The sequence below is a fragment of the Fusobacterium varium genome (assembly GCA_021531615.1).
Classification (GTDB): Bacteria; Fusobacteriota; Fusobacteriia; order Fusobacteriales; family Fusobacteriaceae; genus Fusobacterium_A; species Fusobacterium_A varium_C.
In genome coordinates this window covers 77,196-92,488 of sequence record JADYUE010000002.1, presented here as the reverse complement: position 1 = coordinate 92,488, position 15,293 = coordinate 77,196, and the positions used below count along the sequence as shown (strand labels likewise).

15 protein-coding genes are annotated in these 15,293 nt (G+C 26.1%); 12 read left to right on the top strand and 3 right to left on the bottom strand.

All coding sequences use genetic code 11. The features are described 5' to 3' along the window. Nucleotides 1-107: 107 nt before the first annotated feature. Together I6E31_02540 and I6E31_02535 are read right to left on the bottom strand one after the other, a co-directional pair. The gene (locus tag I6E31_02540) at nt 108-1,460 is read right to left on the bottom strand and encodes a HAMP domain-containing histidine kinase (GenBank protein MCF2638847.1); all 1,353 of its coding nucleotides are present in this window, start codon (nt 1,458-1,460) and stop codon (nt 108-110) included. Between the two features lie 3 nt (nt 1,461-1,463). Next, on the bottom strand, nt 1,464-2,138 hold the full coding sequence (locus I6E31_02535) for a response regulator transcription factor (GenBank protein ID MCF2638846.1): 675 nt from the start codon (nt 2,136-2,138) through the stop codon (nt 1,464-1,466). 151 nt (nt 2,139-2,289) lie between these two features. On the opposite strand from I6E31_02535, the gene I6E31_02530 reads away from it, so the two are divergent. The 10 genes from I6E31_02530 to I6E31_02485 all read left to right on the top strand — a co-directional run bounded on the left by I6E31_02530 (nt 2,290) and on the right by I6E31_02485 (nt 11,335). Beyond that, on the top strand, nt 2,290-2,994 hold the full coding sequence (locus I6E31_02530; protein MCF2638845.1) for a glycosyltransferase family 2 protein: 705 nt from the start codon (nt 2,290-2,292) through the stop codon (nt 2,992-2,994). A gap of 9 nt (nt 2,995-3,003) precedes the next feature. Continuing rightward, nucleotides 3,004-3,261: a lipid-A-disaccharide synthase N-terminal domain-containing protein gene (locus I6E31_02525; GenBank protein ID MCF2638844.1), complete on the top strand. Its 258-nt coding sequence runs from the start codon at nt 3,004-3,006 to the stop codon at nt 3,259-3,261. Nucleotides 3,262-3,277: 16 nt separating this feature from the next. Next, nucleotides 3,278-4,864 carry a glycosyltransferase family 39 protein gene (locus I6E31_02520; protein ID MCF2638843.1) on the top strand — a complete coding sequence of 529 codons (1,587 nt, stop codon included), beginning with the start codon at nt 3,278-3,280 and terminating at the stop codon, nt 4,862-4,864. 3 nt (nt 4,865-4,867) lie between these two features. Continuing rightward, the gene (locus tag I6E31_02515) at nt 4,868-5,902 is read left to right on the top strand and encodes a GDP-mannose 4,6-dehydratase (GenBank protein ID MCF2638842.1); all 1,035 of its coding nucleotides are present in this window, start codon (nt 4,868-4,870) and stop codon (nt 5,900-5,902) included. A gap of 12 nt (nt 5,903-5,914) precedes the next feature. After that, nucleotides 5,915-7,237: a UDP-glucose/GDP-mannose dehydrogenase family protein gene (locus tag I6E31_02510; protein ID MCF2638841.1), complete on the top strand. Its 1,323-nt coding sequence runs from the start codon at nt 5,915-5,917 to the stop codon at nt 7,235-7,237. Nucleotides 7,238-7,360: 123 nt separating this feature from the next. Beyond that, nucleotides 7,361-7,804 carry a radical SAM protein gene (locus I6E31_02505; GenBank protein MCF2638840.1) on the top strand — a complete coding sequence of 148 codons (444 nt, stop codon included), beginning with the start codon at nt 7,361-7,363 and terminating at the stop codon, nt 7,802-7,804. Beyond that, nucleotides 7,805-9,394: an anaerobic ribonucleoside-triphosphate reductase gene (nrdD, locus tag I6E31_02500; GenBank protein MCF2638839.1), complete on the top strand. Its 1,590-nt coding sequence runs from the start codon at nt 7,805-7,807 to the stop codon at nt 9,392-9,394. Between the two features lie 82 nt (nt 9,395-9,476). Further along, complete coding sequence (locus I6E31_02495; protein MCF2638838.1) at nt 9,477-9,947, top strand: HEPN domain-containing protein; 471 nt, start codon at nt 9,477-9,479, stop codon at nt 9,945-9,947. Between the two features lie 12 nt (nt 9,948-9,959). After that, a complete protein-coding gene (locus I6E31_02490) occupies nt 9,960-10,880 on the top strand; it encodes a WYL domain-containing protein (GenBank protein ID MCF2638837.1) in 921 nt (306 codons plus the stop codon). Nucleotides 10,881-11,113: 233 nt separating this feature from the next. After that, complete coding sequence (locus tag I6E31_02485; GenBank protein MCF2638836.1) at nt 11,114-11,335, top strand: hypothetical protein; 222 nt, start codon at nt 11,114-11,116, stop codon at nt 11,333-11,335. A gap of 933 nt (nt 11,336-12,268) precedes the next feature. On the opposite strand, the gene I6E31_02480 is transcribed toward I6E31_02485, so the two are convergent. Further along, entirely contained in the window at nt 12,269-13,141 is an 873-nt protein-coding gene (locus I6E31_02480) for an EamA family transporter (protein ID MCF2638835.1), read from the bottom strand. 232 nt (nt 13,142-13,373) lie between these two features. Here I6E31_02480 and I6E31_02475 point away from each other — a divergent pair, with 232 nt between their 5' ends. Both I6E31_02475 and I6E31_02470 read left to right on the top strand, forming a co-directional pair. Continuing rightward, entirely contained in the window at nt 13,374-13,805 is a 432-nt protein-coding gene (locus tag I6E31_02475) for a MarR family transcriptional regulator (GenBank protein MCF2638834.1), read from the top strand. An 89-nt stretch (nt 13,806-13,894) separates the two neighbouring features. Further along, nucleotides 13,895-15,232, top strand: a complete 1,338-nt coding sequence (locus I6E31_02470; protein MCF2638833.1) for an MATE family efflux transporter — start codon at nt 13,895-13,897, stop codon at nt 15,230-15,232. Nucleotides 15,233-15,293: the final 61 nt, after the last annotated feature.

Here is a 15,293-nt window from a genome sequence, read left to right as displayed (position 1 = left end):
TTAAAAAGAAACTTGAATAACTAAACTTGACTAATACTCACAAATAACAAAGGAACTTTGTCAAAATCTAACGATATGCTAGGGAAGTGAGCTTAATTAGTAAATTATTATAATTTTGGTAATGTAAGTGTAACTGTTGTTCCCACATTTAATTCACTCTCTATATTTATATCAATATTTAAAGCATCAGTAATTTTTCTTACTATTGAAAGTCCAAGTCCATGACTGTTGATTTCTCTACTTCTAGCCTTATCAACTCTAAAGAACTTATCATAAATATGTTCAAGATTTTCCTTACTAATTCCCTCCCCTCTATCTTTTACCTCAATAACTATATTTTGTCCCTTAATAATTTTAATATCTATATCATTTTTTCTTCCATATTTTATACTATTTTCTATGATGTTTACTAAAAGTTGTTTGATAAGGTTATAGTCTGAGATTATAGATACCTCTTCTCCAATAAGATTGATTTTTTCATATGGATATACTATTTTTAAATCACTTATAATATTTTCTATAAGAGCTTTTAAAAAAAACTCTCTATGTTCAATATCACTTATATTATCTTTAGCTAAGAATAAAAGTTTAGAAACTAAAGTTGACATATTTTTAGTTTCCTCCTCTATTGAATCAATAGCCTCTTGAGTAATCTCTTGATTTTCATGTCCCCATCTTTTTATAAGATTGATATAACCATTAATTATAAAAATAGGTGTTTTCAATTCATGAGAAGTATTATTAACAAAGTCTATTTGTGAATCAGTTTGTGTTTTTAATCTTTTCAACATATTTTCATAGGCTGTGATAATATTTGAAAACTCTATAAATTGACTAGAAGTATTAAATTTGTTATCTAATGTATTTAAGTTTAATTTATTAGTTATATCTTGCAAACTGTTTAGAGGTTTCATAAATTTATGATAAAAATTTTTTGATATATAAGTACCAATTAAAATAGTAGAAATAGCTAAAAAGAGTATAATTTTAATAATTCCTTGTAAGATTTCCCTATCCTCTTGCATATTTTTTACTAAGATAAGATCAAATTTAATATTATTATTGACTTTAACTTCTCTATAAATAAATTGATACCTATAAAAACCTAATTTTTGAACTTCTTGTGATTTTATCTCTTTTTCTATTTTTTTAACTGTATCTTCTGGATAATCTTCTCCATAAATTTTATTATTATAAATAAAAAGAGCTGAAAGTCCATCTATTTTAGGACACTCATCTAAAGCTCCTTGAAAAAGATTCTCAATAGTTTTTCCAAGTTTCAATTTATGCTCAAATTCCCCTAATTCATAATTCATAAAACCATCTGTTGTTTTAAGATCTTCATAGGTTACTTTATTAATATAGCAAGCAAAAAAGATTACAATTCCAATATAAGATAGTAAAAATAGAAAAATTAAAACAATATAACTTTTTCTTAACTCCTTTGATATTTTTTTCATATTTTAACCTCTACTTTTTAAAGTATATCCAAATCCTCTAACAGTTTGGATATATTTTTCATCTTCATTCTCTATTTTTTTTCTAAGAGCATTTATATATACGTCAACAATTTTTTCATCTCCTAGAAAATCATATCCCCAAACCTCTTCAAGAATCTTTTCTCTTGAGATAACAATCTCTTTATTTAACATAAGAAGGTAGAAAAGATTAAATTCTTTTTTAGTAAGAGAGATCTCCTCATCATCTCTATATAAAATTTTTGTCTCTAAATCAAGTTTCAAAGAGTGGTATGTTAAAAATCTATTATCAGTAAAATCCTTTTTATTTCTTAGAGCTACTCTTATTCTAGCTAAAAGCTCCTCTATTGCAAATGGTTTAGTTAAGTAATCATCAGCTCCCATATCTAAAAGTTCAACTTTATTTAGAGTTTGATCTTTAGCTGTAAGAATAATAATTGGAATTTCTGAAAACTCTCTAATCTCTTTGCACACCTCTTCTCCTGAAAGTTTAGGTAACATAAGATCAAGAAGTACAATATCATAGTGATTATTTTTTACCTTATTCAATCCCTCTTCTCCATCTTCAGCTGTTATAACTGAGTATCCCTCATGCTCTAACTCAAGTTGTAAAAATCTTCTTATTTTCTTTTCATCTTCTATAATGAGAATAGTTTTCATAGCTCCTCCTTAACTGTTTTTTTTATTATACACCCTCAATGTTAAATTTAAGTTAAAATTTATTTATTTTAATTTTCTTAACCATTTTTTAATATTTCTATTTTAACATAAACTTGTTAACAAAAATTGAATATAATTTGGAGGATAAATAATGGAAAGAATATCAGTAATAGCACCTATTTTTAATGAAAAGGAAAATATAGTTAGGTTGATCACTAAGATTGAGGAGACATTAAAGAAGAGATTTTTATCATATGAAATTATCTTAATTGATGATGGAAGTACAGATGGAAGTGGAGAGTTGTTAGATGAAGAGGCTAATAAAAATGGACATATAAAAGTTGCTCATTTTACTAAAAATAATGGACAAACAGCTGCTTTAGATGCTGGGTTTAAAATTGCTACTGGAGATTTGATAGTCACTATGGATGCTGATTTACAAACAAACCCTGAAGATATCTATACTTTGCTACCATATATAGAAAAATATGATATGGTAAATGGAATGAGAGAGAGTAGAGAAGATGGACTTAAAAGAAAAATCTCATCTTTAGTTGGAAACGGAGTTAGAAATTTTGTTACAGGAGATAATATAAAGGATACTGGTTGTCCTCTTAAACTGTTTAAAAAAGAGGTTGTAAAAAGTTTCTATCTTTTTGAGGGAATGCATAGATTTTTACCAACATTGGCTAAGATAAATGGTTTCTCTGTTATAGAAATACCTGTTAGACACTATGATAGAGAGTTTGGAACTTCTAAATATGGAATTTTTAACCGTCTATTTAAAGGTTTAAAAGATGCCTTTGCTGTTAGATGGATGGAACAAAGAAAATTAAACTACAAGATTAAAGATTAGGTGAGAGTTATGTTTAATTTAGATTTTATGATGTTGATAGGGTTATTAGGACAAGGACTTTTCTCAATGAGATTTATTGTTCAATGGATAGCAAGTGAAAAAGCTGGAAAAAGTGTAGTTCCCTTTTCATTTTGGTTATTTAGTTTAGGAGGAAGTATATTTTTATTAATATATGCTATCTATAGAAAAGATCCTGTTTTTATATTGGGACAAGCACCTAATCTTTTAATATATTCAAGAAATATATGGTTGATTAAGAAAAAATAATTCTAGGAGATATAGTATGAATAGAGAGGATTTCAAATATTTAAAAATAATTATTCCAATATCAATAATTGCTTTTTTCTCAATTCTTTGGATAAGACCTGCTGATCTTATGGAGGCAAGAAATTTTATTACAGCAAGAGAGATGATAGAGAGTAAAAACTATATTATTCCAACACTTAATGGAGCTTTACGTTTTGAGAAACCGCCATTGCCTACTTGGCTTACAGTTTTAACTATGAATTTAACACAAAATTATACAGATGAATCTATTTTACGTATTCCCTCTGCATTAGCTGGAGTTGTTTTTATTCTTCTACTTTACTATTTTGTAAAATTATTAACAAAAAATAGCTTTGCAAGTTTTATAACCTCTTTTGTTGGTTGTACAACTTTTATGATAATAAAATTGAGCGGAGAAAATACTTGGGATATATATTCATATGTGGCTATTTTTGGAGCTGTTACCTTTTTACTAAAGGGATTTAATACAAGTAGATATTTTGATTTTATAATTAGTGGAATTTTTCTTGCAGCCTCTATTTTAAGCAAAGGTCCTGTTGCAATATATGGATTGTTTCTACCTTTTCTACTTTCACATATTTTTATCTTCGGCTTAGAAAATTATAGAAAAAACTTTAAAAAAATCTTATTGATGCTTTTAGTTGGAGGAGTTTTAGCTAGTATTTGGCCTCTTTTAATGTATTTGAAATATCCAGATATTTTTGTAAGTGTTCTATTAAAAGAGAAAAATACTTGGACAACAAGACATACAGAATCAATATTTTACTATCTTGATTTTTTTATCTATATGGGAGTTTGGATTTTTTTCTCTCTATTTGCTCTAATAAAAACATATAAAGATAGTGAGAATAAAGATTATTCTAAATTTATATTTTGGTGGAATATTTTTATAATTATTCTTCTCTCACTAGTAAAGATGAAAAAGAAAAGATATGGAATACCAATATATATAACCTCTGTTCTTGAAGTTGGAATAATTTGCAATTATTTCTACAACAGAACATGGGAAAGTTTAAAAAGATATGAGAGATATCTGATCTATCTTCAAAAATATTTTTTAATAGTTCTTGCTATCTCTATTCCTACTGCTCTATTTTTTAAAGGATATGGTAAAAATCTTATTACTAAAAACTATATGATCTCAATATCTCTGTTGTTTTTATCATTTGTCCTAATACTATTTAAAGTTTCAAAAGAGAGATTAAATAAAATAGTTATTTTAGGAAGTGGAGCTTTAATGTTAATAGTAAATTTAACTGTTAATAGTTTTTTTGATAAAGAATCTAGTAATAATGTTTTTAGATCAACTTTAAATAATAAATATTCAAATATAGAGATTATTCAAAAAGATCCACCTAAATATAGTATTTATAGTGATAATTATGAGATAGAAGATGTTTGGAGAGTTGGAAAAAAGATAAATGATTATAACTTAAATGAAAAGTTACCTAATAAAATAGTTTTCTTTAATGATGTTCCAGAAGAGTTATTAGAAAATTATAGGGTATTAAAAGAGGAAACATATGTAAAAGATGATAGAAAATTTGCTAAATTGACATATTTAGAAAAAATGGAGGCTTAAATAATGAAAAACTTTTTAATTACAGGAGGAGCAGGTTTCATAGGTTCAACTGTTGCAGAGAAACTTTTAAATAACGGAGATAGAGTTGTTGTTGTAGATAATTTTAATGATTTTTATGATTACAACAGAAAAATTAGAAATATTTTAGAGATTACAAATAACTTTAATAAAATTAATGAGTTTGAAAATCTTTTAAAAGATGAAAAAATCAGTAAATTAATAGAGATAGTTAATTCAGATAGATTTACTCTTATATATGGGGATATTAGAGATAGAGAGGCTATGGATAGAGTTTTTGCTGAAAATAGTTTTGATTTAGTATTTAACCCAGCTGCAATGGCAGGAGTTCGTCCATCTCTTTTAGATCCTATGCTTTATGAAGATGTAAATGTAAGAGGATATATGAATCTGCTTGAACTTTGTAAAAAATATGGAGTTAAAAAGTTTGTTCAAGCATCTTCATCTTCAGTTTATGGAAATAATAAAGAGGTTCCATTTAAAGAAACAGCAATAGTTGATTTTACAATCTCTCCATATGCAGCAACTAAGAAATCATGTGAGGTTATGGGACATGTATACCATAAGCTATATAATATTGATATGGTTCAATTAAGATTCTTTACTGTATATGGACCAAAGCAAAGACCAGATTTAGCAATTCATAAGTTCACTAAGATGATACTAGAAGATAAGCCTATTCCATTTTATGGAGATGGAACAACTAAAAGAGATTATACATATATTGATGATATAGTAGATGGAATTTTAAAATCAATGAGCTATCTTTTCAATAATAAAAATGTTTATGAGATATTTAATCTTGGTGAATCTCACGTTGTGTCACTGAAAGAGATGGTAGAAACTATTGAAAATGCTCTAGGAAAGAAAGCTATTTTAGATATTCAACCTATGCAACCTGGAGATGTAGAAAAAACTTATGCAGATATATCAAAGGCAAAGGCAATGATAGGTTATGATCCTCAAACTAATTTTGCTGAGGGGATTAAAAAATTTATTGAATGGTATAAAAGACAGTAAGGAGATAGTAAAATGAAAATAGGAGTTGTAGGTACAGGGTATGTAGGTTTAGTTCAAGGTGTAATAATGGCTGAATTTGGGCTAAATGTAATCTGTATGGATGTATCAGAAGAAAAAATCAATAGTTTAAAAAATGGAATAATACCAATCTATGAGCCTGGTTTAAAAGAGTTATTAGAAAAAAATATGAAAGCTGAAAGAATAGAGTTTACAACAGATATGAAATATACAACAGAAAATTCAGATGTGATATTTATAGCAGTAGGAACACCACCAGCATTGGACGGCTCAGCAGATTTACGCTTTGTTTTAGAGGTAGCAACTAATATTGGAAAATATATGAATGGTTATAAAGTAGTAGTAGATAAATCAACAGTCCCTGTGGGAACAGGTAAACTTGTAAGAGAAACTATTCAAAAAGAATTAAATAATAGAAATTTAGACTATGAATTTGATATAGTTTCAAACCCAGAATTTTTAAGAGAGGGAAAAGCAGTAGGAGATTGTTTAAGACCAGATAGAGTGGTAATAGAAACAGAGAGCGAAAGAGCAAAGGAGATAATGAAAAAAGTATATGATGTACTCTTTATCAATGAGACTCCATTTGTATTTACAAATATAGAGACAGCAGAGATGATAAAATATGCTTCTAATGCTTTCTTAGCAGTAAAAATTTCATTTATCAATGAGATATCTCTTTTGGCAGAGAAAGTGGGAGCAAATACACAGGAGATAGCCAAAGCAATGGGAAAGGACGGCAGAATCTCACCTAAGTTTTTACATTGTGGACCAGGATATGGAGGTTCATGCTTTCCTAAAGATACAAAGGCAATAGTTGACATAGCTAAGAAACATGGAGAGGATATGTATGTGATAAAAGCAGCTATAGATGCTAATGAAAAACAAAAGAGGAAGATGGTAGAAAAGATAATTGATAAAATGGAAGGAGTAGAGGGAAAACATATAGCAATTTTAGGGTTATCTTTTAAACCAGATACAGATGATATGAGAGATGCTCCAAGCTTAGATATAATAAGAGGTTTAGTTCAAGCAGGAGCAAAGATACAAGCATATTGTCCAGAGGGAATGAAAGAGGCAAGATGGAGATTGGAAGATTGTGAAAACTCAATAACATATTGTGCAGATGAATATTCAGTAGTAAATGAGGCAGATGCAGTAGTGTTGATGACAGAGTGGAATCAATTTAGAGGAATGAATTTAGATAAGGTAAGAGCTAGAATGAAAGGTAATTTCTACTTTGATTTAAGAAATGTATATGCAAGAAATACCCATATAAGAGAGGAGTTTAAATATTTTCCTATTGGGCAAAATTAGTAAAAAAATAAAAATTTTTAGTAAATCTTAATGCTATTATAGTGTTAAGATTTTTTTCTTTTCAATGACAAATTTTGTCAGTGAAGAGTGGTATAATTAATGTAGAAAAGGGGGTAAGAAATTATGAAGATATCATCTATTGAATATTTAAGATATGAAGATGGACCAGGAATAAGAACAACTATATTTTTTCAAGGTTGTGATAGAAAATGTTATAATTGTCATAACAAAAGTTCTTGGGATATTACAGAAGGAAAAAATTTAACTGTTGATAAAATTTTAAATATGATTGAACAACATAAAAATCCATATAAAAGAGTTACAATTTCTGGTGGAGAACCATTACTACAATTAAAAGAGTTATTTGAACTTGTAATTAAATTAAAAGAGAAAAATTATGATATAGGACTATATACTTCATATGAAATAGAAGAAGTTCCTAAAGAATTATTAAAATACCTAAATTTTATAAAAGTTGGAAAATATATTGATAAATTAAAAATAGAGAATAAATTTTACGGCTCAAGTAATCAAAAATTTATATTTCTAAAGAGGGAGAGATTATAAATGAGAAAAGAACAAGCTAATATATTTCAAAATGCATCTTATAGAATTAGAAATACAAAAAAATTAAATAGTAAACTACATAGAGAAAAGTATATCCATATTCATGATAATGAATATAATGGAGTCACTTATAATTGTATAGGAATTACATTTACTCCAAAAGAATATAAAGAAGTGGATAAAATAGAAAATCTAGAGTTAAATTTAGAAAAACTTTTTCAAGAAATTGTATATTTAACTAATGAACAATCTGGAGGAATAGGCTATATAAATATAGATGAAGATTTGGCTACTATTTTTGATAATGTTCCTTTAGATAAAGCAATCAATTCCATAAGAAGATTATTTAAAAAATTAAATTTACCCTTAAGAAATGGTTATGAAAGAGCATATGTATCTTTTAATCTAGGTTTAGAAACAAGTAGTGGAGGTAAAAAAGTTACAGAAGCTTTTCTAAAAGGATTAGAACTAGGAGATTTAGAAACTGGAGAACCCTTTATCTTTCCAAATATAATTTTTAAAATAAAAAATGGTATTAACTTAAATAAAGAAGAGGAAAATTATAATCTATTGAAATTGGCTTTAAAAGTTAGTGGAGTTAGAATGAATCCTACATATTTCAATTGTGATAGCATATATTTAAATAATATAAACAGTAAGAATATTGGTATAATGGGTTGTAGAACTTTACTAACTAAAAATATAAATGGAACAGAGGGAGCAAAAAATAGAGGAAATATAGCAAGTATATCTATAAATTTGCCTAAAATAGCTAAAGAAAGTAAAAATAAAAAAGAATTTTTTAAAAATTTAAAATCTATCTGTATAAAAAGTAAGAATATTTTATTAAAAAAATATAATACTCTTTGCAGTTTAGATATAGAAAACTTTAACTATATTTTAAGAAATAAACTTTATTTAGGGATAGATGAAAATAATGTAAATTTAAGAAAAATATTTTCTAATGGAAGTTTATCAATAGGATTCATTGGACTTTTTGATTGCATTGAATATTTAACAGGAGAAAAATTAAATTACCAAACTATAATTAAAAATATTGAACTTGGAGAAGAGATATTAAAATTTATGAGAGAGTTAACAGATACTTGGACAAAAAAATATCATTTAAATTTTTCTTTATTAGCAAGTTCTGGTGAAGGAATTAGTGGCAGATTTGCAGAAGAGGATTCTAATAAAGAATTTTATACTAACTCTTTTCATATTCCTGTATATATAGATATAAATCCTTTTGAAAAATTAGATATTGAAGGAAAGTTTTTAAAATATTGTAATGGTGGAGAGATATCATATATTGAATTTCAAACACCTATATTGGTAAATAGTGAGGCTATTTTTGATATAATTAAATATGGAATAGAACAGGAACATATTTATCTGGGGATAAACTTCCCTTTAGATTATTGTTTGGACTGTAAAACTACTGGCATATTTTTAGAAGATCATTGTACAAAATGTAATAGTAAAAACATAAAAAAATTAAGAAGAGTTTCTGGCTATCTTTCTACAAAAGAAAATTTGAGCAAAGGAAAGAAAGCAGAAGAAAAAATGAGAGTTGCTCATATAAAATAAAAAGTATAAATTGAATAATTTATATTAAAAAGATATAATAAAAATAAAAGTTAATAATACTTTATAAATTTAGGGGGCATGTATGAAAAGACAATCAATTATAAATATATCTGATTATTATCTAACAAAGGCTGAAGAGGATAGAAAAGCAGGGGAACTATTAGCAGAAGCTGGATTATACAACCAAGCAATATATTTTTCAAGTCAATATATGGAGAAATTTATTAAATCTGAAATCTCTAAACTTATATCTATAGAAAATAAATATACTCATGAGTTAGTAAATAAGCACTCTATTAAAGATCTAATGATTTTACTTATAGAGATATCAGTAGCTGATAAATTAATTAGAGAGCAGTTAAGCAGTCAAGTTAGAGAGATATTAGGAAAAATAAATTATGACAAACTTCACAATAATTTAAGGTATCCTTATTACAATCCAAGAACTAAAGAGTTTGTTGCAACAATTTATACAGAGAAGGATTATGATGAGATAGTAAATGTTAGTTTTAAAAAGTTAAAAGATTATGTATCACAATTATATAGATTTTAAAAAGGTGAGATTATGAAAAATCAAAGAGTTTTAGATATCTATTTAAGATTATTAAATAACAGAGAGGTAAATAGAAAAAAATTAGCATTGGAATATCAAGTAAGCGAAAGAAGTATACATAGAGATATTAGTGATTTGAGAAATTTTTTAATTTCAACTAATAATTCAGCAGAGATAATCTATGATGATAAAAGTAATAGTTATGTACTCGTTAATGAGGATAATCAAAAACTTAATAATAGTGAAATATTAGCTGTATGTAAAATATTATTAGATAGTAGAGCTTTCTTAAAAGATGAGATGATAACTATTATCAATAAGTTAATGAGACAGTGTATCCCAATAGAAAACTATACTAAAGTTAGTAAATTAGTTGAAAATGAAAAGTTTCACTATATGGAGTTATGTCATAAAAAGAGTTTTATTAACAATATTTGGGAGATAGGAGAGGCTGTTCAAAATCAATTAAAAATAGAAGTTGAATACAAAAGAATGGATAAAAAAGTGGTGAAGAGAGTTATTCAACCAGTAGGAATTATGTTTTCAGAGTATTATTTCTATCTTCTAGGACATATTGATAATATAGATAAGGAGAAATATTTTGCCAATAAAGATGATATTTTCCCAACAATATACCGTTTTGATAGAATAGAAAGTTATAAAATATTAGATGAGCATTTCCCTATAATATATAAAAATAGATTTGAAGAGGGAGAGTTTAGAAAAAGGGTACAATTTATGACTGGTGGTAGATTGAAGAAAATAACTTTTAAATATAGTGGAACATCTCTAGAAGCTGTACTAGATAAGATCCCTACAGCTCAAATATTAGAGCAAAATGATAAGTATAGTGTAATTAGTGCTGAAGTTTTTGGTAATGGAATAGATAGATGGATACTTAGCCAAGGAAAAGATATTGAATTACTTAACTAAAAATTAGAAAGGAAACTATAATTTAAATTATGAGAATATATATTTTAACAATTTTTTCAAAGTTATTTTATTACAAAACAGCTATACCAGTTATAATCATACTTATCTTTCTTTTTCTTAAGATAAGAAAATTTAGATTAATCCTATTTTTCTCTATTTTTATTTATACTATTTATTTTGGTGCATTTTTTCCACTTAAAAATTATGGTATTGACTCAATAACCTTGTGTAAAATGAAATTTAACTTAACCTCTTTAGCTTATTTTTCATACAAACAAGATATTGAATTGATGAAAACTTTTAGAGATAAAAGAAATTTCTCTCTCTTTATGTTTTATAACTCTCATCTATTTAATGAAGAGTTTAATATTATTGAGAAGTTTTTAAAAGAGGAGAAAAAGAATGAAAAAGAATTAAAACTAGAACATCTAAATAGTAATATCAGAATAATTTAGAGGAATAAAATGAAAAAGATTAAAAGGGCTGTCCGATATTTGATTACCAAACAGCCCCTCTAACTTATTTCCTCAATATTCAATGTTGCCTCCTATCTATATTAATTTCTACTTCCTTATCATCTTTCTTCCTTTTTCAAGAAATCATCTACATATTTCTTAGAAAAGCTTTTGCTCTTCCAAATATTAAAGATTTCTTATACCCCAATATCTATACTATAAATTTGTTCTTCTATTTTAATTTTATCACCTTTATAAGTATTTTAAATATTTTAATATATTTAAACTTACTTCATAACCTATGATAATCAATTAAATTTATATTTTACTTAGAGTCTAAACCATTATTTCAATTATTTTTCTATAATTAGCAATGTTCTCTAACATTTTCCAAAATATTTAAGATTAAATAATCTATTTTAATGTTTATCTCTTTTTTTAAATCATAATTTAATTTTCTAGAATTTTTTATAACTTGAAATTTATAAAATATCTTTTATCTTTTTTATTTTACTTAATATTCACTTCTATAAAACTTTTTTGATAAAGCCTTAATAGAAATTTAGACTAAAAGCTTATTTCTATAAATATTTCATAGTTACATTTTTAGATAAGGAATATTTTCAAATATTTAACTTTGCATATTTCTAATACTTGGGTATATTATCAATATATTAAATATTTGTTTGTTCTCTTTAAGTTGTTCTCACTAAGGTTTCACTGGTATCTCCTCCTTCAGATACAATTTATTGTCTAGACTGTTGTATCTCTTTCTTGATATATAATTACCCCATAAACTTTCATTTGTCAATAGGTAAAACTTAAAAAATTTTTATTTTTTTTATTTTTAAAATTTTATTTTTATTATTTCCTAAAAATAAAGGGAATATTGCAATTTATTTTTTTTATTTACAATAATCCCCCTATTTAAATCTATTTCTTTTTTCCTTGAATTTCACTAATAAATGTTGAACCTAAAATTAAAATTCCACCTATAATTTGAAATATTGTAAGTTGTTCACCTAAAAATAGTGCTGATATAAGTACAGCAGTAATTGGATCTATATAGCTTAAAACAGCTATTGTCTGCCCTTTTAACTCTTTTAAAGATGAGAAATAAAGAGCATAAGCAAATCCAGTATGTACAACTCCTAAAAAAGTCATATATCCCCAAGAGATGCCTGTCATCTTTGAAAAATCAAAGCCAGAAGTAACCATTACATAGGGAAGAAGCAATATTGAAGCAAAAATAAGTTGAGTCACTGTTGTTTCAATACCTTTTAAACCTTTAATAAACTTATTCATTAAAATAACACTTGCATATCCCACAGCTGCTGTAAGTCCATAGACAATTCCTAAAAAATGATTATACCCCTCACCTATATCATTTTTATTAGTTCCTACAATACACAATATTCCAAGCATAGCTGTACATACACATAAAAATTTTATTAGAGAGATCTTCTCTTTTAAGATTATAGGTGCCATTATAGTAACAAATATTGGAGCACAATAATAACTTAAAGTTGCAATTGAAACAGTTGTATATTTATATGCTTCAAAAAGAAATATCCAGTTTGCTCCTACTCCTAAACCTGACAATACAAGAATAGGCAGATTCTTTTTTATTCCTTCAAAAGAACTTTTTTCCTTTGAAAATAACATAACTCCTAAAAGAAACAGACTTCCTATTACTCCTCTCAAAACAGCAATCTCTTTAGAAGTCAACTCTATATTTCTTACAAAAATAGCAATAGTTCCAAAAATAAGCATAGCTGATAAATTCATTAATTTACTTCTTAACATAGTATCTCCCCCTGTGTAAATAACTTATTTTAGTAAAAAATATACTGCATTTAGAGATAAATGTCAATTACTTATTAAAGTTTATAATAATTTTTTATAACAAAAGTACTTTCTTTTTTAGCAATAATTTTATAAATTTTTTATAACTTACTATTCCATTTTATAAAATTCTTGACAAAATATTTTACATATACTAAAATTGTTTGTAAGCAAACTATAAAAGAGGTTAATTATGAAAAATAATGATATTGGTTTCTATTTAAGAAAATTAAATAATCATATTCAAAAACGTAGTCACTCTTTTTATAATAGAAAAGAGATTAAAGAATGTTCTCTCTCAAGTTTATGGGTAATAGACTATTTAACAGATAATTTAGAGAAAGATATCTATCAAAAAGATATAGAATTTGAATTTTCAATAAATAGAGCTACTGCTTCAAAAATGTTAACTTTGATGGAAGAAAAAAATCTTATTACTCGTATCTCTTCTGAAGAAGATGGAAGATTAAAAAAGATAAAAGTTCTTCCAGAAGGAGAAAAACTAAAGAGTATATGTCTTTCTATTAGAAAGGAGATGGAGAAGGAGTTAAGTTCCTCTCTTACAAAAGAAGAGGTAAAAACTTTAAAAAACATATTGAAAAAGATGGTTACCCATTTTGAATAGCATTAATTAGAGTTGCAAATATAGATTGTAGCAACTCTATTATTTTTTAAATATAGTTTGCTAGCATACTTTTTTAAGGAGATTATTTTATGAAAGAAAATCAACAAAGAATTTTTTCTGATATGCCTGTAAAATCAGCAGTTTTTAAAATGGCTATTCCAAGTGTTGTTTCTTCACTTGTATTAGTTATCTATAATATGGCAGATACTTTTTTTGTAGGACAAACAAATAATGCTTTTCAAGTTGCAGCTGTTTCCCTTACCAATCCTATTTTTGTAATGTTTATGGCTTTTGCAAATCTTTTAGGAATTGGGGGAAGTACAGCAATATCTATATTTCTTGGTGAAAAAAATAATATAGAAGTTAAAAAAACATCTTCTTTTTGTTGTTATACCTCTCTATTCTTAGGAACTATCTTAGGTATAGTAATTATTATTTTTATGGATCCTATACTTAAATTACTTGGAAGTAGTGAAAATACATACAAATTTTCAAAAGAATATCTTTTTTATATAGCATTAGGAGCCCCCTTTATCTTTTTTACTAATACTTTTGGTCACGCTGTAAGAGGAGAGGGTGGAGCTAATGCTTCAATGATTGGGGGAATGATTGGAACAATAGTAAATATTATTTTAGATCCTATTTTCATTTTAACTTTTAATATGGGAACAGCAGGAGCAGCTATTGCAACTGTTATTGGAAATATATTTGGTGGTTTATACTATATTTACTATTTAAAAATAAAGAGTCCCTCTCTTACCCTAAATTTAAAAGAGTTTTGTCTTTTAGGAAAGGCTGCCAAAAGAACATTAACCTTAGGAATCCCTGCTGGAATAAATTCTGCTCTTATGAGTTTATCTAATATAATTTTAAATAATAAATTAGTAGTGTATGGAGATGCTCCAGTAGCTGCTATGGGAGTTATAATCAAAGTTTATCTATTGATTGTCTTTATTCATATGGGAATCACCAATGGAATTCAACCTCTTTTAGGTTACTGCTTTGGAGCTAAAAGAAAGGAGCGTTTTGTAAAAATATTTAAATTTAGTGGAATTTTAACTATTATAATAGGAAGTATCTTAACAGCTATATATATTATTTTTAGCAAAGAGATTATAGAATTTTTTATAAATGATAAAGAGGTTATTTTCTATGGTAAAGAGATGTTAATAGCTACTGCTATTTCTGGACCAATATTGGGAGTTTTATTCTTATGTATAAATAGTTTACAGGCAATTGATAGACCTTTTTTAGCTACTGCTATCTCAATATGTCGTCAAGGATTTATCTATATTCCTCTTTTATATATTTTAAATAATCTTTTTGGCTTAACAGGTATTAACTTCACTCAAATTGTTTCTGATTATGTTTCTATTATTCTTTCAGTTTTACTATTTAAAATGTCAATTAATAATTTAAAAGAATAATCAAGAACACTTTAAATAAAGTATACATAAAAAAGAGTTAAATAAATCAATAATTTACTTA

Bases quoted from the DNA above. Each gene is read 5' to 3' on its own strand.
- I6E31_02470 (MCF2638833.1), top strand. From the start codon at position 13,895: ATGAAAGAAAATCAACAAAGAATTTTTTCTGATATGCCTGTAAAATCA.
- I6E31_02475 (MCF2638834.1), top strand. From the start codon at position 13,374: ATGAAAAATAATGATATTGGTTTCTATTTAAGAAAATTAAATAATCAT.
- I6E31_02530 (MCF2638845.1), top strand. From the start codon at position 2,290: ATGGAAAGAATATCAGTAATAGCACCTATTTTTAATGAAAAGGAAAAT.
- I6E31_02495 (MCF2638838.1), top strand. From the start codon at position 9,477: ATGAAAAGACAATCAATTATAAATATATCTGATTATTATCTAACAAAG.
- I6E31_02505 (MCF2638840.1), top strand. From the start codon at position 7,361: ATGAAGATATCATCTATTGAATATTTAAGATATGAAGATGGACCAGGA.
- nrdD (MCF2638839.1), top strand. From the start codon at position 7,805: ATGAGAAAAGAACAAGCTAATATATTTCAAAATGCATCTTATAGAATT.
- I6E31_02515 (MCF2638842.1), top strand. From the start codon at position 4,868: ATGAAAAACTTTTTAATTACAGGAGGAGCAGGTTTCATAGGTTCAACT.
- I6E31_02490 (MCF2638837.1), top strand. From the start codon at position 9,960: ATGAAAAATCAAAGAGTTTTAGATATCTATTTAAGATTATTAAATAAC.
- I6E31_02535 (MCF2638846.1), bottom strand. From the start codon at position 2,138: ATGAAAACTATTCTCATTATAGAAGATGAAAAGAAAATAAGAAGATTT.
- I6E31_02510 (MCF2638841.1), top strand. From the start codon at position 5,915: ATGAAAATAGGAGTTGTAGGTACAGGGTATGTAGGTTTAGTTCAAGGT.
- I6E31_02520 (MCF2638843.1), top strand. From the start codon at position 3,278: ATGAATAGAGAGGATTTCAAATATTTAAAAATAATTATTCCAATATCA.
- I6E31_02485 (MCF2638836.1), top strand. From the start codon at position 11,114: ATGAAATTTAACTTAACCTCTTTAGCTTATTTTTCATACAAACAAGAT.
- I6E31_02540 (MCF2638847.1), bottom strand. From the start codon at position 1,460: ATGAAAAAAATATCAAAGGAGTTAAGAAAAAGTTATATTGTTTTAATT.
- I6E31_02480 (MCF2638835.1), bottom strand. From the start codon at position 13,141: ATGTTAAGAAGTAAATTAATGAATTTATCAGCTATGCTTATTTTTGGA.
- I6E31_02525 (MCF2638844.1), top strand. From the start codon at position 3,004: ATGTTTAATTTAGATTTTATGATGTTGATAGGGTTATTAGGACAAGGA.